The following is a 23,346-nucleotide window of genomic DNA, read 5'->3' as shown; positions in this document are numbered from 1 at the left end:
ATTACTTTGCTACATTTAACCCCATAAGTTCATTGGCATTAGACCCCAGAACGCAAGAACAACACACCATTGCAGCACCACCAGCATTGCCAAGGTATTTAACCATGCACTGACCCCAACCTCTGGCGAGCGCATTGAGCGCCAAAGCCCATAAATCATCGCTAAAGGTAACAGGGCGGTTACCACACTCAGTACCGCACTGGCGGGTGTCAGATCCCCCAATTGCAAAAAAGATTGGCTGAAAAACAGCGGGATGGGAAGCAATAATGCCACGCAGGAGAGAAAGGGGACAAACAAGGCAGACGACGTCGTTAACTTACGCAGCATCACAGACCCAACACCGCTTATAAACAGCCAAACGATACCGAGCAAACCTAGCACTAGGCTGACCCAGATAGGTACTATCTTCCATGAGCTGATTTGTTGATAGGTTCTAAAACCATCACTGATAATTCGTTTACCATCCGCAGAGGTCATCAGTACGTGAGACGCTTGGGTTCTATCCTTATCTCGAAAAAACGCGTCACCGACGGGGACGAGTTCTTTCGTTTTTCCTTGAAATGGTGCGAGCTGTAAAGCCTGCCCGTCCCAACCAAGGCGCGCGAAGTGCAACACATAATCTAGGTAGGCAAAGCTCTCATTGCGACTTGGCGCCAGTACATAGGTGCCCTGCCAGTCGCTTACATTCGCCAGGGGGGTAGCCGTTGCCTTAGGTACCAATGGCTCAAGACCGAGTTGCTCGATCAACATCTTGTCGAATCTTTTGTAGTCAGCGGTCTCTACGTCGGCATTAAAGGCAACAAAAAACGCCTTATTCTGCTGTGGAAACACGCAGAAATTGGTACGAAAACCCACGGTAGAGCCATTGTGGCATTTGCCTAACACGCCATGCCTATCTCGGCTGGTCATCCCCAATGCATAGCCCACCTCCGTAAGCCCGGCCATTGCCGCCTCAGTTGCTACCGGCACCGCCATAGAATTGAGTAGATCTTCTGCAATAAAGACCTCGCCATCAAGCTCCCCCTTGCTCATTAAAAAGCGTGCGAACAGCGCCATATCCTTGGCCGTGGTGGTGAATTGTCCGGCAGGGCGCAGATAAAGGGGCAAAGTCGCTTGCGTGACCCCGTTTTCAAAGTGTCCCATCGCCAAGGCTGAATCGGCGTGTTGCCCCTGTTGGGAAACAAACTTGAAGGTACTCATGTGCATCCCTAAGGGACGTAAAAAGTGCGTATCAAGATAATGCTCGTAACGCTCACCCGTCACCTGCTCGATGAGCATGCCAATGAGCGTATAGCCCTGGTTAGAATAGGACACGCGGCTGCCTGGTCGACTGCGGATCAACAGTGGCCCCGTCTGCATACCGTCAATAAGTGGGGTGTCGGGCTTAGCTTCCACCGTCATGATTTGCCAAAGGTCTGCATCGTCTAATCCCGAGGTGTGATCCAGCAGATGTCGCACGCGCACAGGATCAGTTGATGCCCATGGGTTGTCGAATACAATATCAGGCAGCAGGGTTGCAACGGGCGTTTCCAGAGTCAATTTCTCCTCGGTGACAAGTCGCAGCACCCCAGTTGCTATCAGGGTTTTGACCACAGAGGCCGTTTGTACCTTGCTGTTGGGGCTCATCGCCTCTTTGCTTTGCGCGTTTGCAAGGCCCACGGCGCCCGTAGCAATTTCATGCTCAGTGATGGTGGCCCATACGGCACCGGTTAGCGCTTCCTGTTTAACCCTTTGTTCAAGTTTTTCCTGAAATTGAGTTTCAACAAGGTGTTCACCTGCTTGAACTGATGTACACAACGCAAGCCAGACAATAGCCAACGTGAGTATCCATTTACACAATGTATTCATTTCTTCCCCGTAAAGAGTGACTTAGCAATTGTCACCCAAGTGTTTATGCTCACTGCATCTCGCTCAGAGCTGCACTTTTTCTTTTTTAGCCCTAGTTGACGCGCCACTCGCTCCAGGGATTTATTTATTGTTCAACTGGATGTGCTGCAAATTGCTGGGCGCAATCACCGATTTTGAACCAAGTTGGTTTGTCCGCAACGAATTCATGGAATGCGTTTTCCATCGCAATATCGCTGTCAATGCAATGAGCATTAATCGGAAATGACGCAGACGACGATAGCATCTCCCCCAAAGCCGTGCCACACAGAGAACAAAAACAGCGATCGTATTTGTGCTCAGCGGTGGCTTTATATGTGGCAATATGGTTACGCCCCGCGGTGATACTCAATGTATTTGCCTTAATCAACGCGAGCGCGCTGGCGCCGACTTTACGGCAGCGACTGCAATGGCACATGCCCAACATATCGGGCGTTTCACTCAACTCAAATTGCACCGCTTTACAGCAACAGCTTCCTTTAATCATGATTTCACCTCCACGGTTCCACTGAATTCGCAGTGTAACCAACAGGAGGTGAAAAGGAGGTGAAATCGGTAATCTCAACTGGTTTTTTCTAGCTTAATCCTGACTAAAATTACTCACCAGAGCTGCTCGGCCAGTAAAAAGTGAGGGTGAATTTATTGTCTACAAAGGTGTAGTCACATTGCCAATGTTGTGCGCTCGCGATGCGATTGACTAAGTAAAGACCTTGGCCGATCCCTGCACTGGATTCTCCCTTGGTATGACGTGACATCGGTGACTTGGGCATGTGGCTAGCATCATTACTAAAGCGCCAATAGTGCTGCGTCGCCTCTATCACGAGTTGCGGGGTCTTGGCGTGGTTGAGTGCATTACCTAGTAGGTTGCGGATCAACACAATACACAATGCTTTGTGGGCTGTTATTTTTAAGTCATAGGGCACATTGATGATGAACTCAAACGCATCTAGTTGTTCCGGGCTCAATGCACTCATCAATGTCTCTTCAATGGTGTGGCGCAGTGAGAAGGTGTGCTTTTCGACGTCTTCGGCCCTCGCCAAGGCGATAAGGGAGTCCACGCAGTTGGTGACATAGTTCACCTGAGTCGTCAGCTCCGCCAACTCACCAGGCTGCAGGGTTCGCCCTCGTTGCAGGGTCAGGTAGTTTTTAATCACCGCAAGCGGTGTTCGCAATTCATGACCGACATCCCGAGTGAAGTCGCTTTCGCGCAACAATGAGTTTTGCAGCGCACTGAGTGCATGCTCGAATTCTCTGGCAAGTAGACCTATTTCATCTTGCCTTTTGAGCACGGCTGACGTCGCAATCAAGTGTGGTTGCGTTGACAGTAGCCCGGCAAGATGAACAAGTGGCGAGGTGATTTTTCGCGTTAATAGGTAAGCAAAGGCCAAGGCAATCAGCAGTGAGATAGCAATGAGTACAGATAAAAGAATCGTCATGTTTTCTTGCAACGACGGCATTGCCAGCCATGCGGTGGCATTGAGAAACAGATACGCGCGCTGGTTATTGGCTAACTCGACTGTTTTGATGTGCCAATGTTGTTCGCCTTCCCCGGTAACTTCGGGATCACCCATGGACGCAGCGTCAAGCAATGTTTGATATTCATCGGGCAATGCGACATCGGGCGCAAACACCACTATATTGGCAAATCGGGAGGTGAGAGGGTGTCCGTCTTGATAGCGTGTTCGCAGGTATTGCGCCTCTTGCGTCAACACGTTCTCTATCATTTGATCTTCGGTTGCAAAGCTCACCAAAAAGGCAATCCCCGAGAACATTGCCGACAAGAGAAATGCAAAAGAAACAAGTAATATCAGAACCTTACGCTGAATACTATAGGTCATGCGTTGGCACCAATTCTAGCCGATAGCCCAGGTTGGTTACGGTTTTGAGCATGGGGTGAGCAAAATTTCTGTCTAGCGCCTGTCTTAACTGATAGATGTGGGACTTCAGCGCGTCGGTGTCGGGTGGGGTATCGCCCCAAATTTTATGAATGAGCCAAGCCCGGCTAACGGGTTGCGGATAGGCCGCTACCAGTAATTCAAGAATTTGAAATGGGATCTGCCCAAGCTGCAGCGGTTGTTCGTCTCTAATCGCCGTTTTGGCAACCGTATCCAGCGCAAGTGGCCCTACCTTCAATACCTTCGGCTGGTACAATTGGTGGCGACGACAGAGCGACTGACACCGGAGCAGCAATTCATGCAAATCAAACGGCTTTGTTAGGTAATCGTCCGCCCCCGCAGCAAATCCCTGGGTTTTATCCGCAAGGGCATTTCTGGCGGTCAACATAAGCACAGGGAGGTGAATGCGCGATTCTTGTTTAATAGTATGGGTAACATTAAAGCCATTGTCGTCAGGCAGCATTACATCGACGATAATCACATCATAGGTTTCACTGAGCGCCAGATGCGTGCCTTGGCGCGCATTCATTGCATGGTCGACAATCAGCGCTTGCTCTTCCATAAACTCAACGATCTGCCTTGCGAGCACCTCGTTGTCTTCGATAAGTAACACCTTCATTGAGTACTCAGATCCTCACATACTTGTTATAAAAATTCGAATTAAATACACCTGTGGACTCTGGGAGACGCCAGTAAAACAACGGAGTGAATAATGGGCGTGAGTTTGCGGAGCAGTTTTTCGTTTGATAGTCACTTATCCTGCGTTCAAGGTCATAATGGGTTTATACCAAATCAATATCCACATTAATATCAATAAATTAGAACGTCATTAAAGTTGCTGGTGGATGGCGCAGAGATGACCGGGGTGTTCTCCAAAAGAGAAGCATGACAAGGTGTTTACCCGAGCCGTAAGCTTTTTATGTTCGGCTGTTTAATACGCTTGCCTTGAAGAGCGAGCATTTCCTCATAAATTTTCAGAAACACTTCCATAGTCATCAGACATTTCGCTGCTTTTTACAACTGACTTTTTGAGTCATGGCCCATTTAAAGCTTTGGATGAACGTATTGGCGGGAACAATATTTTTGTGCAAATTAGCAAAAAGCTATCCAGATTAACGAGAGGTGGCACAAGCCCTATTCGCTTGCACCGGGCTTTTGGCTTGAATCTTTAATCACTGACGCCCAGCAAAACCGCGGCCAATATGTCACTAAGGTGGATATTTACGGCAAAATATGCACTAATAAAATAATCACAAAAACTAAATAACTATTCACGGTGTAAGGCTTATGAGTGGTAGTGAAACCCAAAGCGTGTATGTAGTTGATGACGATCCTGTGGTGCTTGATGCCATTGCCGAGTTGCTGCAATCCGTCGAATTAAACACCCATACCTATGCCTCGGCGCAGCAGTTTTTCGATGCCTACAACGACGACATGAGTGGCTGCCTGCTGCTTGATATTCGTATGCCCGACATGAACGGCATGGAGTTGCAAAAGCGCTTAAGTGACATTAATGCCAAGCTTCCCATTATTTTTATCAGCGGCCATGCCGATGTTTCACTGGCGGTGCGGGCGATGCGCGAGGGTGCCTTTGATCTAATTGAAAAACCATTTAGAGACAATGACCTGCTTGAATGCATTTATGGCGCCTTGAAAAAAGACAAGGAGGCCAGGGCGGGGCAAGCGGGACAGGCCGAGATTAAAAAGCGCCTGGCAACCCTTACTAACCGGGAGCGCGAAATTTATGATCTGGTGGTCGCCGGCAAGGCTAATAAGGTGATGGCCATCGAGCTGGGTGTGAGCCAGCGCACGGTGGAAATTCACCGCGCCCGGGTGTTTAAAAAAATGGCCGTGCGTTCGTTAGCCGAGCTGGTTCGAATGAACACCCTGCTAGACTCTTAGCGCTCATCTATCCCAGCCCTGAGGTCCCAGCCCTGAGGTGCCGACGCTGGTCTCTCAGGGCGCCATTTATCTTTCTATAACACATCTTTTTTACATAAATATAACGCTAACTGACTTTTGTCAGTTAGCGCTCGTGTGTTTTCTGTAAATTGAACTGGCCAAGTATACAAAACCAAACTCAATAAGCGCTCGCGTGTGCATCTGCCGCGTCGGGCAAATGCGTTTCCCCCGCCTTAGGGAAACCGACAAACACATGTTGAGGAGGCTTTTGATGAATTTCAAAAAGTCACAAATTAGCTTATGCATCTCCTTGGGTGCAGCAACGTTGGTTGCTGGCCCGGTCAGTTATGCAAAATCGGCACAGCCGATCGTCAATGAAGCTGTGGTACACACCACAACTCGCCCTTTAATTCAGTTGGCCGCAGCGGTCAATAAAGACGCTAAAGCACGCCTGCAGATCGGTAAAATGGATGCCATCAGCGGTGAAGTGTCGCGTAAAACCAGCGAAGTGATTCAAAACTTCGAGCTGCCGTTTGTAACCAGCGAATCGCAAAAACATGCATCGTCATTAGACACATACAGCAATCTATCCATGCTTGAGCCGTATATGGCGGCGAAAAACGTGCAAACCGACTTTGCCGGCGATACCATGCCGGCGCCGCTGTTAAGCTTTGACGGCGTCGATAACGTCAACCGCGTAGCACCGCCCGACACCGTAGGTGATGTCGGCCCGAATCACTATGTGCAAATGGTGAACGTGTCGTTTGCGGTATGGGATAAGCAAGGCAATATGCTGATTGAGCCAACCCCGACCAATGCCCTGTGGAATGAACTCGGTGGTATCTGTGCGTCGAATAACGATGGCGACCCCATTGTACTGTACGACCAATTTGCGGAGCGTTGGATGGTGAGTCAGTTTGCCATCAACCCAAGCGATTATCATGAATGTATCGCCATCTCCAAAACCTCGGATCCGACCGGCGAGTGGCACTTATACGACTTCAAAATCAGTGAAGTCAAAATGAACGACTATCCGCACTTCGGTGTTTGGCCCGATGGCTATTATATGTCGGTCAACCAATTCTACCTTGATGGTCGTGAAGATCAGTGGGGTGGTGCCGGTGTCGTTGCCTTTGAGCGTGATAAAATGTTGCGCGGCGAATCGGCGCGGATGATCTATTTCGACGATCCGCATCCAGTACTCGGTGGTATGTTACCGTCCGATCTCGATGGTATGACGCCGCCGCCAGAGGGCGCGCCGAACTACTTCTTGCAACCCATCGATGAGTCGCAAGGTTACGACAGCGACGAAATGCATGTCTGGGCCTTTAAAGCAGACTGGGAAAACCCAGAAAACTCAACCTTTGAGCAGGTGGCCGCGGTGCCGGTGACCGGTATGGATTTCAGCAGCTGCAGCGGCGGCTGTATTCCGCAGCCGGGTGTATCAGCCGAAAACTACCTGGATAAAATCCCTTACCGTCTTATGAACCGCTTGGCGTATCGTAACTTTGGCGATCATGAATCTTTGGTGGTGAACCACACGGTTTATACACCAACGGAAACCGGTGCCGCTCGTTGGAGCCCGCGCTGGTATGAAATTCGTAATCCGAGCACCGAAGCCGTACTGCATCAGCAGGGCAGTTATGCGCCAGATGGCGACTCGCGCTGGATGGGCAGTGTGGCCATGGATGCCATGGGCAATATGGCCCTAGGTTATACCGTAAGCGGCGAAAATACTTATCCTTCAGTACGTTACACCGGTCGTTTAGCCTCAGACCCTCTTAATATGATGGCTCAGGGTGAGCAGGAAATAGTTGCTGGTGGCAGCTCACAGCTCGGTGCCAATGGCCGTTGGGGTGACTACAGCTCTATGAACATCGACCCGGTTGATGACTGTACTTTCTGGTATACCCAGGAATATTACGGCGACACCAACCCGGGCGGCATTGACTGGCGTACCCGTATCGGCTCGTTCAAATTCCCTAACTGTACCGCAGGCCCAACAGGTACCCTAAAGGGTCATTTGTATGGCAGTACCGGAGAACCTTTAGCGCAAGCGCAGATCAGCGTAGGTGCCATGACTACCTTTACCGATGAGTCTGGTTACTATGAAATTCTGGCCCCGGTAGGCGAATATGATGTCGCCATGGTGGCTTACGGTTATGCGCAGGTCGACTTCAGCGCCATCAATGTGGTCAAAGATGGCACAAAAGTGGTTGATGCCACCTTGTCAGAGCTACCGAAGACCACACTAGTGGGTCGTGTTGTCGATGGTTCAGGTCATGCCTGGCCAATTCCAGCATCTTTAACCCTGATGGGCGATCTAACCAAAGATGTGAACTTCAGCAACGACTCCAGCACCGGCGAATTCAGCATCGAAGTATATCAAGGCTGGCCTTATGCCATTAAGGTTGCCTCACTGGGCGAGGGCTATGTTGCTCAAGAGGTGAAAGTCGATACTTTGCAAACCAATGATCTGGGTGAAATTGCCCTGATGGTTGACAGCAAAGCCTGTGTAGCGCCGGGCTATCAGTCTTTGGGTATTGTTGAAGATTTCGATGGCACGGCCTTCCCGCCGGCCGGTTGGAACGTGGTAAATAATGCCAGCAGCGATGAAATTATCTGGAAAACCAGCACCGACTGGGCACGTCCTAACTATACCGGTGGCAGCGGTCATGCCGCGGCTATCGACAACGACCGTTATGGTTGGGGTCGTTACGACTCGGATCTGATCACGCCTGAGATTGCGGTTAGCGATCTGAACGGTGTAACCAGCTTGCAGTTCAAAATGGACTTCGTTGGTGGCATCTACGGTGGCTCCATGCTGGATATGGACATCAGTCTTGACGGCGGTGCCTGGAATACGGTGCTGAGCTATGGCAATACCATGCGTGAATTCCGCGTCGATTATGACCTGGCCGAACACCTGGTAGGTGCGCAGAGTTTCCGTTTACGTTGGCGTTATCACACAATCTGGGACGGCGAACAGTTCGATAACTGGGCCCAAGTCGATGATGTGACCATAGCCCAAAGCTGTGCCAGTGTTGAAGGTGGTCTGGTATCGGGACACGTGCTGGATGCCAATACCGGCGAGCCGGTGGCTAATGCGGTCGTCAGTACGGACAAAGGTCGCAGCACATCAACCAAAGCCGATGGTAGCTATCTTCTGTTCACCGATCTGGGTGACGTAGAATTGGCGGTGAAACAGGCCGGTTATACGCTACAAAGTGAGACGTTGAGCGTGGCGGTCAATGAAGTGCTAGAGCAGGACTTCACGCTTAATGCCGGTAAATTGGATGTGGATACGCAAACTCTGGAGCTGTCTGTGACCAGTGGCCGTAGCCTGTCAACGGCGTTGAATCTCGCCAATAAGGGTTCGGACGTATTGAACTTCAATATCGAAGAAATCAATGCGGCGCCGCGCCAAGACATGGTAGGTCCTGCGTTTGCTATCGGTGGCCGTAAGTTTGGCCCTAAAGATCTATGGGACTTAAACACCCGTGATATTCGTGTGCCATTTATCTTCCCGGATGCACCGAAAATGAATGCCGAGCTGGTACAAAGCTGGCCGATCGACCTGGTTGCCACCAATGGTGTTGCCTTTGACCAAAGCACCGGCGATCTATGGCTCAATAACCTGGGTGTATTCGGTGGTGACGATAAAATCTATCGCTTTAAAACCGACGGTACGAAAACGGATCAAACCATGGATGTGAGCCCCTTGCTAAGCACCCGTGGTGCCCATGCCGGCATGGCGTTTAATAAGCGTACCGGTAAGCTCTGGCAGATCATCGTTGGCGGCGACCGTTGTATCTATGAATTCGATACCAACAGCCTAAGCGCTACCGGTAACCGTATTTGTCCAGATCTGCCTAGCTCACAACGTGGCCTGGCGTATGATCCCAATGGCGACCAATTCTTCTCTGGTTCGTTTATTGATGGTCTGGTACACCGTTTTGCCAGCGATGGTACTTTGTTAGAGTCGACCGATGTGGGTCTGCCTGTGGCCGGTCTAGCCTTTAACCCGGCAACCAATCACTTGTTTGTCGCCGCTAACAGCTTTGCGCCTATGGATATCGATATCTATGTGCTGGATGTAAGCGACGAATATCGCGTGGTCGGTGGTTATTCAGTGCCTGGCCGTGCCGACGGCGGTGGCTCTGGTATCAGCCTGGATTGCGACGGCAACCTGTGGGTGTTGGATATCGAAAGCCAGCAGATGATCCAGATTAAGTCTGGTGAAACCGGGGTCTGCGAATTCAAAGAAGTGGACTGGTTAAGCTCGACGCCAAGCAAGGGTCAACTTGCTCTGGAACAGACGCAGCAAGTACAAATCGATGTTGATGCCAAAGACATGGAGCCTGGCTTCTATCAGGCACAATTGTTGATGGCCAATGATTCGCCTTACCTAGCGCAAAATGTGTTGGTTAACCTCAGCGTACTTGAGCGCACCCCCGGTGAGTTGGGCTTTACCGTGAGCCAGTATCGCGTGAACGAAAACGAAGGCTCGGTGACCTTGACCGTATCTCGTCAAGGCGGCAGCGATAATGCCCTAAGCGTAAGCTATGAAACTTTGGATGCTACGGCGGTTGCCGGTAGCGATTACCAAAGCGCCAGCGGTCAATTACATTGGCAAGACCTGGACGACGGCGACAAGGAAATCACCATTGCCGTGATGAACGACGGCGAGAAAGAACAGCCCGAGTCCTTCTCCGTGCGCTTGCACCAGGTTGACGGCGGCGCAACGCTTTCAAGCCAGGTATTGGCAACGGTTGAGATCGAAGACGCCAAGTCTAAGAGCAGCGGCGGTAGCAGCCACCCATTTGTACTAATGCTACTGGCCACGTTAGCCTTGTTTAGACGCGGCCACGGTCGTGCGCTAAAAGCTAACGCATAAAGTAGTACCCTGTAACTAAGGAGCTCTTAGAGCTCCTTATTTCCCTTAGGAGTTAACCATGAATAAATTACTTCTTATCGGTGTTTTTTGCCTAGCTGCCGGCGCTCTTTCCGCACCGGTTGAGGCGCAAAGTTGGCAAGCGATGAAACAGGAGAAAAAAAGCAAGATCAATAAGTTACACGCTTTTAATAGCGAGCAGGAGCGCCTGGTTGCGCGCTTTTTAGATTTAAATGCTCAGGTGCAGCAATTAGCGCTGCAGGTGAGTGATGCACAGCAAACATCCCCTGTGCTGGAGCCAAGCGGTCAACTTGACTTAGATTTCGACAAAGGCAGTTATTATTTTGTCGACCACTTAAGTGCACAGCTAACCCAATTAGCCGATGCCAATAATGCGCTGCTGGCGAACTTTGGCACCGCCGCCGCAGGAGGGAATACTTCCCTACAGGCTAGTTACCTGGCTCTACGTAAGCAGTTACAGGATCTGACGGTGCAACTGAATGAATTTGAACGTCGCAGCGAAAAGTTGTTGGTGTCGGCCTCGCCACTGTTAAAGCGAAAAATCCATGCTTCCTTGTCCAGCGGCTTGTTGTTGGCGGCGCAATTGCCGGCGCAACTTCAGGACAACACCACCTTGACCCTTTCCTTAAAGGCCTATCGTTAATTGATGGCCGAGCGCCAAACATCCTCTTTCCATGTTCTCCGGGCTCTTCAATTGCTGATTTGTCCCGGAATTTTCCCCCGCAAATTCATACCCCTAAGTTAAAAACAGCCGGTAAACAAAAATAACATCCTGTTAACTGATAATTGTCAGTTACAGCCCGACGATAGTTTCGTACTTTGGCATGAGTATACAAAAGGCACAAATGTAACGGCTATTTACACGTATCTAGATCGCATAATTTCGAGTTTGGTTACCGGCAGTGCGAATACGTGAGTCATAAAAGTAAATAACAGGAGACTTTTGATGAACTTCAACAAGTCAAAATTGCAAAGCTGCGTGCTTATTGGCTTGCTCGGGCTAATAGGCAGTAATCATGCCTTTGCCGAGATGCCGCAGGCTCCAGTGGTTGGTGAGTCAGTCAAGAATGTAACAAGCCAGAGTACTAGCAATGCAGCCATGGCGTTAAAACCGGTGAGCCCAACCTTGGCCACCGCGGGTAAGGCGCCGCTTTCAAAGTCAGTAACAGGCCAGTTCGAGGATCAGCTCGAATTGTATAACGCACAACAACAAAGCCTGGTTTCAATGGCTTTAGATGGATTTACCGATCCCCTGGTACAAACGACGCTGGGTGAGCGAGCCATCTCAGAACCCAGTCTTAACCTGGATGGCCAGGGCGCCGATTGGGGCGATGCCGCCGTACCGGACACCAGTTTAGATGTGGGCGGCAACCACGTAGTGCAAGTGGTCAACATGTCCTATGCGGTATGGGATAAGAACGGCCAATTAGTTCAAGGGCGTACGCCAACTACACAGCTTTGGCAGGAGCTTGGTGGCGTGTGTGCCGATCCGGATGCCAAGCCACCGGCTATTGTCGGCTGGACAGCGCAACAAGACCGCGATGGCGCGGTCCTGTATGACGTTTTAGCGGATCGCTGGTTACTAAGCCAAACTGCGTTTGACGGCGCCAAGATGCACCAATGTGTGGCGGTGTCGAAAAGTGGCGATCCCACCGGCGAGTGGCATCTTTACGATTTTATTGCCACCGACTCGAAATGGTATGACAAGGCGCAATTCGGTGTCTGGGGCGATGGCTATTATATGGCCGCGCCACAATATTCTCCTGTCGACAAGTCTAAGCAAGGGATGGCGGTTGTGGCCTTTGAGCGTGAAAAAATGCTCCATGGTCTAGCGGCACAAACCTTGTATTTCGACCAAGCCGATATGCACAACGCCTTACCGGCGGATATGGATGGCATGCGCGCACCACAGGCAGGCTCGCCTAACTACTTTATGCAAATGCTCGATGATCAGGTTCATGGCGTTGCCGCGGACGCATTGCAGCTGTGGGGCTTAGAGGCCGATTGGCAAAACCCGGAGCAAAGTAACTTTGCCTTGTTAGCGACCTTGGCCACCGAGCCTTTCGATATCGATCAAAGCTGTGGTAAAACCTGTGTTGCTCAGGACTCCTGGGGTGGCGACAGCTATAACGCCCTAGACGCTCATCAGCAAGCGCTGATGTACCGCTTGGCTTACCGCAACTTTGGCGATCATGACAGCCTGGTGGTAAACCACACGGTGGCAACCGGTGATAAGCATTTTGGTGTGCGCTGGTATGAAGTGCGTAACCCAGGTAGTGAAGCCACGATTCATCAGCAAGGCACCTATGCGCCCGATGCCGCCAGCCGTTGGCTAGGCACTATGGCCATGGATGCGGTGGGCAACATCGCTTTGGGCTATAGCGTTTCCAGTGCCGATATGTTGCCGGCGATGCGTTACAGTGGCCGTTTAGCCAGTGATCCTCTTGGCCAACTTGGCTATGGCGAAGGCAGCGTCACCGAAGGTTTAGCACCTCAGGTGAACTCGTTCGACGGCAGCTGGGGCGAGCGTGCGCAAATGACCATCGACCCAAGTGATGACTGCACCTTCTGGTTTTCCAGTGAGTACGGTGCTGACACCGACTTCGAAACCCTTTGGGGAACACGCATCGCGAAATTCCAGCTCGATCAATGTCAGGCCGAGCCGCAAGGTGTGGTCACTGGGGTTGTACGTGACAGCGAAACAAATGCTGCGCTGGCCGGTGCCGAAGTACGTTTTGGCGACTACAGCACCATAGCCGATGCACAAGGCGTCTATACACTGTCTTTACCTCTGGGCAGCTATGAATTTAAGGCACGTGCCTATGGTCACCCGATGACCGACTTGGGTTCGGTGCAGGTGGCCAGCGAAGGTGAGTTAACTAAGGACGCGTCTTTGGTTTCCCTACCTAAGGCAACCATTAGCGGTAAGGTGGTTGATGGTTCAGGTCACGGTTGGGGATTACCAGCAAGCTTGCAGCTAAGCGGCGAGTTGGTGCCTTATACGGTGATCAACACCGACCCCATCAGTGGTGAATTTACCCTGGATGGTTACGCCGGATGGCCGGTAAACCTGATGGCCTCGTCCGTCAGTTATAATCCTCAAAATGTGGCGACTCAGGCCAATGGCGATACCGAGCTAGGTAACATTGCCTTGCAGGTGAACAAGGATGTGTGTGTTGCTCCCGGTTACAATAAGGCCGATAGCAGCACCTCCTCTGTGGTCGAATTTGAAGATGTGAACTTCCCACCTACGGATTGGACCGTTGTCGATAATGCCGGTACTGGCGTGGTGTGGAAAACCAGTGAGCAATGGAGTCGTCCTAACTTAACCGCTGGCAGCGGTATGTCGGCGGCGGCGGACAGCGACCGCGGCGGTCGTAACCTTTACGATACCGAGTTGATCACTCCTGTTATCTCTGTTGCTTCGTTGCAAGGCTTTGAAACCGTGAGTTATGAGCAGGCCTTTAAGGCGTATGCCCAGTCGGTGTTCGATTTTGATATCAGCGTTGACGGTGGTCAATGGCTGAACATTCATAATCTGATCACAGACAGCATCGGCAAGGTCGTTGTTGACTTGGGCACTTACCTAGATGGCGCTGAGAGTTTCAGACTAAGATGGCGTTATTACACCCTGAGTGTTGATAATGCCTATGACTGGTATGTGCAAATCGATAATGTTGAGTTCGGTTTAGGCTGTGGCTTTGCTGAGGGTGGCTTGCTGGCAGGGATGATCACCGATGCCAACACCCAGGCCCCGTTAGCGCAAGCTCAGGTACAAAACCAGCAGGGTAAGGTTACATTAACCGCTCAGGATGGCTTCTATCGTCAGTTTAATGCCGCCGGTGAGCAGAGCATGAGCATCGCTCTTAGCGGCTATGCGCAGGCCGAGCAAAGCGTAAGCATTGCTAACGATCAGGTCAGCGAGCTTAATGTTGCCCTTAATGCCGGTCTGCTAACCAGCTCGGCGCAGAAGCTCGAACTGGATGTGGTTGCCGGACGCAAAGTTGCCAGCGATATCACCTTGGCCAACGAAGGCAGTTATGGGCTTAACTACAAGGTTGCTGAAGTCGCACCACCCAGTGGTGATAACCCGAGTGAGGCAAGCCTGGGCGATAACCAGGAAGCACAGGCTTTGAACATTGCCCGCCCATATGGCATGGTGGTTGATAAGGTGACCAACAGCGTTTGGGTTAACAGTGCCAAAGCCTTCGGCGGTGATAACAAGCTCTATCGTTTAGACGAACAGGGCCAGAAAACCGGCGATGTAATCGACCTGAATCCGCTAGCGGCAGGCGATGATCTGGTTGCGGATCTTGCGTTCAACACCCGCACCAACACCGCTTGGCAGGCCATTTTCAGTGATGCAAACTGTATCCATGAGCTTGACCTTAACGCCATGCAGTTGACGGGCAAGCGCGTGTGTCCAGACCTGGACGGTAACGGGGTTGGCGGCTTGGCCTATGATCCGCATGCCGATCAGTTACTGGTCAGTAGCTACAATGCACAGAAATTGTATCGCGTGAACTTCGATGGCAGCGTCAGCGCCGAATACGATCTTGGTCTACCTGCCTTTGGTTTGGCCTACAACCCGAATGTTGGTCATCTGTATGTCAGCGCCAATGGCGAGAATGGGGTAGGCAGTGACAAGGCCGATCAGATCTTAGATCTGTATGTTGTTGACTTGCACAACGAACTAAGCCTGGTTGGGGCAACGCGTGTAGACGGCATGAATAGCTTTTCGCAAGCGGGTCTAGACCTCGATTGTGATGGCACCTTGCATGCCATGGACCTGGTAATGTCGCGCACCTTTAGCCTTGCCTCGGGGCAGCAACAGGTGTGTGCACAGCCGCAAGCAAGCTGGTTCACCTACTCCGAAGATGGTGGAGTGTTAAATGTCGGCGAGCAACAGGCCCTGACCTTGGGTGCCGACGCGGCCGCCTTGGCTCCGGGTGTCTACCAGACCACCTTGTTACTGCAAGACGATACCGCATACGCGGCCCACGAAATTGCCGTAACCCTGAATGTCAACGAACCCGTGTTGGGCGAGTTTGGCTTTGCGGTGAGCGCCTATGAAGTTAATGAAGGTGACAATCAAGTCGTGGTGACGGTACAACGTACCGGCGGCAGCGATGGCGCCGTGGCACTGAACTATCAAAGTCTTGATGGCACAGCTAAAGCGCTGGCGGATTATCAACCTGCGTCAGGCATGCTGTACTGGGATGACCAAGATGGGGAGGCGAAGTCCTTCACCGTTAAGCTGGTGGATGACGCCGAGGTCGAAACCATGGAGTCGTTTAATATCCTGCTCAGTGCCGACGATGAGACGTTATTGAACGCCGAGGTGGTTACCACGGTCAAAATAACCGATAACGACAAGCAGAAGGGCAGCAGTGGTTCACTGTTCCACCTACTGTTCATGCTAGCAGCGTTAACTCTGGTTCGCAGAAAAGCGTAAAACTAACCCTAAGGCGCCGAGTTTCGGCGCCTTATTTGCTTTAGGAGACAGTTATTATGAAAACCTTTAAGCCCGGACTATTAATTGGCCTGACTGCGTTCATGATCCTCAATGTAAGCGCACCCGTTTTTGCCCATAACGGCGAAGTTGACACCAACCAAAGCAAGCCTCCTAAGGTGACAACCAATGTCAAACCTGAAAAGGAAGCACAGCCTGAACAAGCGGCTTCTAAACCGGAGTGTGAGGGCGAAACCAGGGTGATCCCTTTGCATCAATTGCCCGTGGAGCGCAAACTCAATGAACAGAAAACGCCTATGACTGAGCAACAAAAGCCGAACCAAACACAGCCTGCCAAGGCTAAAGTAGCTACGAATGCGGCCAAGGGCGAATCAAAATCGCTACGTGATATCAGCGCCGAGGAGCGTCAGCAAGAGTGCGCGAACGCCAAGCCCGTTAAGGTGATGCCCATTGGCCGCCTGCCGGTAGAAAACGCCATCAGCAAGCAGAAAAAGGACCAAAAGGATAAAGGAAACAATTAATTGTCGCTGTGTTTATAGTGGCTGTTTGCGCCATTTAAGGTATGGTAAAGAGAGTAATACACCGCCTTGGCGAAGGCTAAGGGGGGTAGTCAGTTGAGGACCCATACCATGCGTACCTTTTCTTCCCAGCATAGAACGGTCAGGCGGCTGATCCTCTATATCATCCTGTTTAGCTCGGCGATCACTCTAATATCGTCGGCATTGCAACTGTACTTGGAATACACCAAGGGTGTAAGCGATATCAATGCCGAGATCCATCAAATCAAAGACAGCCAGCTTGAAAGCATTGCCCTCAATGTGCAAGACCGCAATATACAGTTGCTCCAGCTGCAACTTGATGGACTGGTTAAGCTGCCTGGGATCGAGCGTATCAGTATTGTTACCACCGACAGGGTGAAATGGCGTGCCGGTGAGGTGATGTCCAATGAAATTATCGATGAACGTTTTGTCTTGTATCAGCATGGCAGGGAGCAGGAGCCGCCCCTAGGGATTTTGCAAATCGTGGTGGGTCTGGATGAGTTATATAGCCGCCTCACGGACCGGGTGTATTTTATTGTTATCAGTAATGGCATTAAAACCTTCTTAGTGGCCGGTTTTATCCTCTATCTGTTTCAATACCTGGTAACCCGTCATCTCGGTAAAATAAGTGACTTTGCACAAAACCTGACCTTTGATAAGCCTATACCACCCTTGGTGCTGGACAGGACGGAAAAGGAGCGAAGCTCTCCGGATGAGCTGCAAACCGTGGTCACAGCCCTTAATGGCATGCAATTACGCCTTGGCGATGAGCTGAAAAAGCGCCTGGAAGCGGAGCAAAAACTTTTGGCCAGTCGCGACCAAATCGCCCACCTCGATAGGCTTAACAGCATGGGCGAGATGGTCAGCACCATCACCCATGAAATCAATCAGCCTCTAACCGCCATTGCCAGTTATGCCCAAAGTGCCACCCGCCGTATCGACAACGCCCGTCCCGAGCAGCAGGCCGAGCTGCAGCAATGGTTAGCGACGACCCTAAAGAAAATTTCCGAGCAGGCGCTGCGCAGTGGCAAGGTGCTGCAACGGATCCGCAACTTTGTGAAATTGCGGGCCATGGATATGCAGCGGCTGGATGCAAATACCATGCTTCGCGAGGTGAGCGACATGGTGGAGACCACGGCCAACAGTAACCAGGTGAGTTTGGTGCTCGAACTCAATCCGTCGCCCTTGTATGTCGAGGGCGATCCGGTACAGTTGCAGCAGGTGAGCATTAACTTGATTAAAAACGCCATTGAGGCCAGTCACCCGGGCGCTCAAGTGGTTATTTCTACCTGCCTTAACAGCGAGAATAATGAGGTGGAGTTGTGCATTCACGACGAAGGGGTGGGGGTGAGCGGCGAGGCCGTCGAGCATCTTTTTGAGCCCTTTTATACCAGTAAGAAGCAAGGCATGGGCGTGGGGCTGTCAATCAGCCTAGCGATTGCCAAGGCGCACAATGGTACCTTGAAGTATCAGGCCAATGCTCAGGGCGGATGCGACTTTACTTTGACCTTACCTGCCGTTGGCGAGGAGGTGGCTTATGACGTTTAAAATGAGCTTTGCGCTGCGAGTGACCCTGCTGCTGTGCGCCATTTTTATCATCATAGCCGCCTTGGCGTTTTCCCAGCTGCAGCGAGTTGAACAAACACAGGTTGAAGACGAATTATCCAAGGTATTGCAGGTCAATTTACACGGTCACTCCAGCTATTATTCCTTTGAGGGCGAGGGCGACCAAGTACTGGATGACTTTGCCAGCTTTTGGCCAGGGACCTTGCACGGCGCCGTGCGCAGTGCCGGGAAAACCGGCAAGGGTCTAGACTTCTCGGTGCATCAGGACGCCCATATGGGTGTGGATATCTGCTGTAAAATCGGTAAGCCGCTGTCGACTACGCGTTGGCGTGAGGTGACCTTTGAAAATGGTGGCATCAGTATCGCCATGTGGCTCAAGCCCCTGGCCCTGGAAGACAAGCAAATTTATCCCTTGTATGGTGGCTGGTATGGCGATGTACAAAGTAACAAGCTGAGAGTGGTAGACAAACGCGTAGAGTTACTGATCTACTCAAGCTCCGGATACCAGCCAAAATCAGTGGTTAAAAGTAACACTCGCCTGGTAAACGGCCAGTGGACGCACGTCGCTGTGGTGCATAATGGTAAACAAGCGCGGCTGTTTATTAACGGTGAGCTTGATGCCGCCCAAGACGCCAACATTAGCGTTAGCTCTATCGTCAATGATGTGTTTTTAGGGGGGATCCCCAAGCAACATGCCACCCAAGGCAAGCATGCCTTTGCTGGCGTTATCGACGACTTTTTTATGTCGGAATTAATTTTAACGGATAAAGAAGTCAACGCATTGTTTAATAAAGATAAATTGGCGGCGCAGCAGTTGGGAGAAAACTAGCACCCAACTGCTTCAATAGCGCTTAAAACTGGTAGCTGATGGCAATGCCCACGTTTCGCCCCGGCGCGTAGGGTGCACTGTTATCGGCGCTGACGCGATAGAGGCGATCACCGGCATTGTCGAGCCACAGTCGTACCTTGGTTCGTTCATTGAGCTGATAGGTCAGCTTGGTCGAAAGCAAGGTATGGCTGGGCAGGGGTAACTCGGAGGGCCCCACCTCGTCCTTGGCACTGCGTAATGTTGCACCCAGATCCCATTGCCAACGGTCGCCCTGGTAGGTCGAAGTGAGTTTATGTTCGCCGGCGCCAATGTCGGCAAGGGGGCGCCCCTGTTCATCCTCGCCGTTAAGCCACTGACCACCGAGGCCGAGGGAGAAGTTGTCGGTTACCTGAAATGCCGCCTTGTATGCCAGTCCTTTAATTTTCCCGGAGCCCACATTGATATAGCGACGTGTATCGGCATCGATATCGATGCGTTCGATGTAGTCGTCAATATGCTGGGAAAAGGCGCTGACGCTCCAATTAAAATCCGATTTCTGGTAGGAGAGCTTGGCTTCAAAGCCCAGGCTTTGCTCCGGCTCGAGCTCGAGATTGCCTTCCACGCGGCCGCGGGGGGTTTCACCAAAAAAGTAGCTTTCCGTCAGCGCCGGCTGGCGAAAGGCCGTACTGGTGATAAACTTCGCCGCTAATTCGGGCGTGAGTGCCCAGCTAATACCGGCAAAGCCACTGACATTGGTGTCGTTGCGGCTCCCTTGTTGTGCCTTGGTTTTACTGTAATCGAGGCGGGCACCAAGCAATAGGTCGATGTTATCCAGGCTACGGGTCGCATCGTACACCAGGGCGCCCTGATACTGACTGGCATCCAATACGGTGCTGCTGCTGGTTAAACCCGAGGCTAAATCAAGCTCATTTTCTGTCGCTTGCACCCGGGCTCTGGCATCAAAGGACAGGCGCCATTTGCCCTGCCAATCGCCAAAATACTGATAGCCATAGAGCGCCGCGCCATAATCCAAGGATGAATTACTCAGGGTATTGATGCGCTTGTTGGGGCGTTCAATATAGGTATCGAGATGAGCATTGTGCACATAGACATCGGCATAAATCTGGTCAAAATCAAACTCCGCCTTGGCTAAGAGATGATCATTGCGTGGGTAGAGGGTGCGTTTCTTGCTCAGTGGCTCGGCACTGGCCTTACCCAGGTTGTTGCCTTCGCTATAGAGCACCCAGGCACGCGTGAGGTAGGGCAGCTCAAGGTCGGCACTTAAAAACACGTTGTGGTTTTCATAGCCGTTGTAGATGCTGTTGCCGTCGGCGCTTTGTCCTTCATCGGCAGTGCGGGTCGACAGTCCCCAGGAAATGCCTTCCTTGCTCCCTTGCCAGGCCAGATGTTGCGCCTGGTTATTGCTTTGCCATTGGGCATCCAATTGTTGACCTTCGGCGCGGTTCAGTTTGATATCCACGGCGCCGCCCATGGCCCCGGAGCCATAGTAGGTTGAAGCGGCGCCAGGAATTACCTGCACCTGTTTAATTAACGCCGGGTCGATAAACTCAGCGGCGCTGCCGGCGCGACGATCGCCATAGATGGGAATGCCCTCAACAAGGGTTTGCACTCGCCAGCGGGAAAAGCCGCGCATGCTGTACATTTGCATCATGCCGCCCTGACCGTTGAGGGAAATGGTCGGTTCCTGCGCCAGCAATTCCGACAATTGCAATGGCGAGCCCTGGGCTTGCTGCGGGTCGATGTGCTGGACCTCGATTAATTTCAGACTGGATTGATAAAAGTTCGAGGTGCTGCTGAGCACCTCAATATGCTCCATGCCCTCGGCGTGGGCAGCCATAATGACAAATCCTGGAGCGGATAAAACTAAAGGGATGAGTGCGGTGCGTAATAACTTCATGGACAGGCCCCGACCTAGAAAAAAATAACTGATAAGGCACGCTACCATGTTCACTTTTACGTCAATATAGGTAGTTTCCGATCCCCCATAGGTACATCTACGCATAGCGAGCCCCCTTGAAGTTGGCTAAATTAGTGGCTTGCGAGTACACCAAGATCGAATTGAATGTAGCGAGGCACCCATGATTGATCACAACATGCCATTGAACAGTGTGAATTTGGAGCTGGCTATGCAAGGAAGTATTTTTAATCTGTTGGCACCTAAGCTTGGCTTAGGCAAGCAGGTCAAGGCCGCTCAGAAGACACCTCAGGTGCGCCTAAGCGAGCTGGTGAAGGGCAGCAAATCCCTTGACGCCGAGCAGCACTTGTTCCGCCAAGAGGATGAATTTAAAGCCCTTTACCTAGTGCAATCCGGTGCATTCAAAAGTTATCGACTGACTACCTCGGGCAAGGAAGTAGTCACAGGGCTATATTTTCCCGGCGATGTCATTGGCGTTGGCGGTTTGGCGCAGCAGGAACACTTTTATTCGGTGTCGGCGCTGCAGGACTCGCGAGTGTGCGAAATTCCTTTTGCTCGTCTGCTACAGGACTCGGTTGCCAACTCCGATGTATTACTGACCATGCTGAGTCTGATCAGCCAGGAGTTTTCCGCCGATCAACATCTGCGTCAACTGCCTACCAAAAGCATCAAGTCGGCCGTTGCATCCTTGTTGCTGAACCTTTCTTCGCGCCTGGGCAAGAACAAGGTGCCGACCCTGTGTTTTGAATTACCCATGAGTCGTGCCGATATTGCTAATTTGCTTGGTGTGTCATCCGAGGCGGTCTGCCGCGAGTTCACCCGCTTAAAGCAAGAGGGCGTACTCGAGGTTAAGCGTAAAAAAATCTACATCAGTGATATCGACGAGTTATACGCCCTGGCCAATGAGTAAAGGGCGTATTGGTTAGGTTGGCTCATCAACTATGCATAGACTTCTTCTGAGCTCATCCATATAGTCCCAACTTGGGTGCAGGCGCGTTTTTAACGCGTCGGTGCCCATACTTTTCAGCGCTGCCGGAGCAGTTATCTCGGCCGTTGGATTCCCCCAAAACGCATAACTGCCAATCGAGGTAACGGAGTCGGGCAGGATCACCTCGGTGAGCTCGTTACTATCAAAGGCGCTAGTGCCTATATGGATCAGCGAGTCTGGCAAGGTGACGGCCGTTAGGTGTTGGCAATCAAAGACATGAGGGGCTATGCTGGTGACCGAATCGGCCAGGGTAATGGCCTTACGTTCGCCGCCATAGGCAATCAAGGTGCGGTTAGACTCTTCCCCATAAATAAAGCCATGTGTGATCTTGCCGTTTACCTTTTCAATTCGGTTATAGCGAAACGCGGAATAGTGAATATGCTCCAGTGTTTTTGGCAGGGTGATGGCCGTGAGGGTATTGTGCTCAAAGGTGCCTTCATCAATTCGTGTCACCGCCGCGGGAAGAGCGACCGAAGTGAGCTTGTTGACCCGAAAGGCATCCGCCCCCAAATGACTCAGCGAGTCGGGCAGATTAACTTGGGTCAGCAGGTTGTACTCGAACGCCCCGGCGTCAATCCTGCTCAGCGTGTCCGGTAAATCTACACTTACTAACTCATTAAATCTAAAGGCATCTTCGCCAATGTGTGTCAGGGCTGCAGGCAGGCGAACGTCGCTGAGTTTGCTGTCCCAAAAGGCGCGCTTGCCGATGTGGGTGACCGCCTCGCCAATAATGACCTTGGAGAGCCTGATACGCTCAAACGCCGACGGTGCGATGTGGGTGATGCTCACCCCATCTAAGCTACTAGGAATGCGTATGCCGACATAATCCGACAATGGGGTGCGTGGGCCGTATTCGCCCTGGTATTTGACCAGGGTGCCGCTGCTGCGATCTAGAATGACATCCTCTGAGGTCAGCGTGTACGGGGTATAGGTGTAGGCGACAAGGCCAGGTAAAACAATGGCCAATAAGGGCGCTAAAACGAACACCAGTGGTTTTAAATAGCGGCGTAACTTCATCTACTCATCCATGACTTTAGTGGTTAATGTGCTTCCTTGCGTCATTTACGCGGGCGCATTATAACGCACCCGGGTAGGCAATTGAATTTAACAAAGTATTTTACATCAGGGGATTGTTTGGCCTGGCGCCGGTGTTATCGGGGTCGATAAAGTCAATTTGGGTAAGATGAAAGGGCGTGCCCCATTGCTGTATGGTCATCATATCGCGCTGCTCGTACCCACGCAGTTTGATCCTGGCGCCATGGTGTGAGAATTTTGCCGGTAAATTTAATGGCAACAGGCGTTTGCCATCGCTGGTAAGCAGACCAAAAAAGCCCCCTTCGAGGTTAAAATAACAAACCTCGGCCTCCAGCCAGGTGTCGTCCGTATTGTTTTGCTCAGATGCTGATAATTCGGTCATGGCATGGGCTCCGTTGCGTCATG

General features: G+C 51.5%; 15 protein-coding genes. 8 read left to right on the top strand and 7 right to left on the bottom strand.

From position 1 onward, the window contains the following. Positions 1 to 15: 15 nt before the first annotated feature. From C2M29_RS08005 to C2M29_RS07990, 4 genes are all read right to left on the bottom strand, one after another. Positions 16 to 1,848, bottom strand: a complete 1,833-nt coding sequence (locus tag C2M29_RS08005) for a serine hydrolase domain-containing protein (RefSeq protein WP_105189252.1) — start codon at positions 1,846 to 1,848, stop codon at positions 16 to 18. A gap of 124 nt (positions 1,849 to 1,972) precedes the next feature. Continuing rightward, positions 1,973 to 2,371: a GFA family protein gene (locus C2M29_RS08000; RefSeq protein WP_105189251.1), complete on the bottom strand. Its 399-nt coding sequence runs from the start codon at positions 2,369 to 2,371 to the stop codon at positions 1,973 to 1,975. A gap of 109 nt (positions 2,372 to 2,480) precedes the next feature. Then, entirely contained in the window at positions 2,481 to 3,722 is a 1,242-nt protein-coding gene (locus C2M29_RS07995; protein WP_105189250.1) for a sensor histidine kinase, read from the bottom strand. Continuing rightward, positions 3,712 to 4,398: a response regulator transcription factor gene (locus C2M29_RS07990; protein WP_105189249.1), complete on the bottom strand. Its 687-nt coding sequence runs from the start codon at positions 4,396 to 4,398 to the stop codon at positions 3,712 to 3,714. Before C2M29_RS07990 ends, C2M29_RS07995 begins: the two co-directional genes overlap by 11 nt. A gap of 668 nt (positions 4,399 to 5,066) precedes the next feature. On the opposite strand from C2M29_RS07990, the gene C2M29_RS07985 reads away from it, so the two are divergent. The 7 genes from C2M29_RS07985 to C2M29_RS07955 all read left to right on the top strand — a co-directional run bounded on the left by C2M29_RS07985 (position 5,067) and on the right by C2M29_RS07955 (position 19,003). Beyond that, entirely contained in the window at positions 5,067 to 5,681 is a 615-nt protein-coding gene (locus tag C2M29_RS07985; protein ID WP_105189248.1) for a response regulator transcription factor, read from the top strand. A gap of 271 nt (positions 5,682 to 5,952) precedes the next feature. Further along, positions 5,953 to 10,578, top strand: coding sequence for a carboxypeptidase regulatory-like domain-containing protein (locus tag C2M29_RS07980; protein ID WP_158684684.1), 4,626 nt, complete (start codon positions 5,953 to 5,955; stop codon positions 10,576 to 10,578). A gap of 58 nt (positions 10,579 to 10,636) precedes the next feature. Then, the gene (locus tag C2M29_RS07975) at positions 10,637 to 11,239 is read left to right on the top strand and encodes a hypothetical protein (protein WP_105189246.1); all 603 of its coding nucleotides are present in this window, start codon (positions 10,637 to 10,639) and stop codon (positions 11,237 to 11,239) included. A 303-nt stretch (positions 11,240 to 11,542) separates the two neighbouring features. Beyond that, positions 11,543 to 16,051, top strand: a complete 4,509-nt coding sequence (locus C2M29_RS07970) for a carboxypeptidase regulatory-like domain-containing protein (RefSeq protein WP_105189245.1) — start codon at positions 11,543 to 11,545, stop codon at positions 16,049 to 16,051. A 56-nt stretch (positions 16,052 to 16,107) separates the two neighbouring features. Continuing rightward, entirely contained in the window at positions 16,108 to 16,590 is a 483-nt protein-coding gene (locus tag C2M29_RS07965; protein WP_105189244.1) for a hypothetical protein, read from the top strand. A 108-nt stretch (positions 16,591 to 16,698) separates the two neighbouring features. Further along, positions 16,699 to 18,156, top strand: coding sequence for a sensor histidine kinase (locus tag C2M29_RS07960; protein WP_105189243.1), 1,458 nt, complete (start codon positions 16,699 to 16,701; stop codon positions 18,154 to 18,156). Beyond that, a complete protein-coding gene (locus C2M29_RS07955; protein WP_105189242.1) occupies positions 18,146 to 19,003 on the top strand; it encodes a LamG domain-containing protein in 858 nt (285 codons plus the stop codon). Before C2M29_RS07960 ends, C2M29_RS07955 begins: the two co-directional genes overlap by 11 nt. Positions 19,004 to 19,025: 22 nt before the next feature. Here C2M29_RS07955 and C2M29_RS07950 read toward each other — a convergent pair whose 3' ends face one another. Next, positions 19,026 to 20,840, bottom strand: a complete 1,815-nt coding sequence (locus C2M29_RS07950) for a TonB-dependent receptor (protein WP_158684683.1) — start codon at positions 20,838 to 20,840, stop codon at positions 19,026 to 19,028. A gap of 289 nt (positions 20,841 to 21,129) precedes the next feature. Between C2M29_RS07950 and C2M29_RS07945 the strand changes: the two genes are divergently transcribed. After that, positions 21,130 to 21,828, top strand: coding sequence for a Crp/Fnr family transcriptional regulator (locus tag C2M29_RS07945; RefSeq protein WP_158684682.1), 699 nt, complete (start codon positions 21,130 to 21,132; stop codon positions 21,826 to 21,828). 12 nt (positions 21,829 to 21,840) lie between these two features. Here C2M29_RS07945 and C2M29_RS07940 read toward each other — a convergent pair whose 3' ends face one another. Next, complete coding sequence (locus tag C2M29_RS07940) at positions 21,841 to 22,923, bottom strand: leucine-rich repeat domain-containing protein (protein ID WP_105189239.1); 1,083 nt, start codon at positions 22,921 to 22,923, stop codon at positions 21,841 to 21,843. 100 nt (positions 22,924 to 23,023) lie between these two features. Next, positions 23,024 to 23,323 (bottom strand): hypothetical protein, encoded by a 300-nt coding sequence (locus C2M29_RS07935; protein WP_105189238.1) that lies wholly within the window; start codon positions 23,321 to 23,323, stop codon positions 23,024 to 23,026. Positions 23,324 to 23,346: the final 23 nt, after the last annotated feature.

This window comes from Pseudoalteromonas sp. T1lg48, assembly GCF_002964785.1.
In the GTDB taxonomy this organism is placed as follows: Bacteria; Pseudomonadota; Gammaproteobacteria; order Enterobacterales; family Alteromonadaceae; genus Pseudoalteromonas.
Note: the sequence above shows the minus strand (reverse complement) of the source record. Positions and strands in the feature narration are given on the sequence as shown.

Excerpts from the sequence above, each read along its gene's own strand:
- C2M29_RS08005 (WP_105189252.1), bottom strand. The coding sequence starts at position 1,848 with ATGAATACATTGTGTAAATGGATACTCACGTTGGCTATTGTCTGGCTT.
- C2M29_RS08000 (WP_105189251.1), bottom strand. The coding sequence starts at position 2,371 with ATGATTAAAGGAAGCTGTTGCTGTAAAGCGGTGCAATTTGAGTTGAGT.
- C2M29_RS07995 (WP_105189250.1), bottom strand. The coding sequence starts at position 3,722 with ATGACCTATAGTATTCAGCGTAAGGTTCTGATATTACTTGTTTCTTTT.
- C2M29_RS07990 (WP_105189249.1), bottom strand. The coding sequence starts at position 4,398 with ATGAAGGTGTTACTTATCGAAGACAACGAGGTGCTCGCAAGGCAGATC.
- C2M29_RS07985 (WP_105189248.1), top strand. The coding sequence starts at position 5,067 with ATGAGTGGTAGTGAAACCCAAAGCGTGTATGTAGTTGATGACGATCCT.
- C2M29_RS07980 (WP_158684684.1), top strand. The coding sequence starts at position 5,953 with ATGAATTTCAAAAAGTCACAAATTAGCTTATGCATCTCCTTGGGTGCA.
- C2M29_RS07975 (WP_105189246.1), top strand. The coding sequence starts at position 10,637 with ATGAATAAATTACTTCTTATCGGTGTTTTTTGCCTAGCTGCCGGCGCT.
- C2M29_RS07970 (WP_105189245.1), top strand. The coding sequence starts at position 11,543 with ATGAACTTCAACAAGTCAAAATTGCAAAGCTGCGTGCTTATTGGCTTG.
- C2M29_RS07965 (WP_105189244.1), top strand. The coding sequence starts at position 16,108 with ATGAAAACCTTTAAGCCCGGACTATTAATTGGCCTGACTGCGTTCATG.
- C2M29_RS07960 (WP_105189243.1), top strand. The coding sequence starts at position 16,699 with ATGCGTACCTTTTCTTCCCAGCATAGAACGGTCAGGCGGCTGATCCTC.
- C2M29_RS07955 (WP_105189242.1), top strand. The coding sequence starts at position 18,146 with ATGACGTTTAAAATGAGCTTTGCGCTGCGAGTGACCCTGCTGCTGTGC.
- C2M29_RS07950 (WP_158684683.1), bottom strand. The coding sequence starts at position 20,840 with ATGGCTGCCCACGCCGAGGGCATGGAGCATATTGAGGTGCTCAGCAGC.
- C2M29_RS07945 (WP_158684682.1), top strand. The coding sequence starts at position 21,130 with ATGCAAGGAAGTATTTTTAATCTGTTGGCACCTAAGCTTGGCTTAGGC.
- C2M29_RS07940 (WP_105189239.1), bottom strand. The coding sequence starts at position 22,923 with ATGAAGTTACGCCGCTATTTAAAACCACTGGTGTTCGTTTTAGCGCCC.
- C2M29_RS07935 (WP_105189238.1), bottom strand. The coding sequence starts at position 23,323 with ATGACCGAATTATCAGCATCTGAGCAAAACAATACGGACGACACCTGG.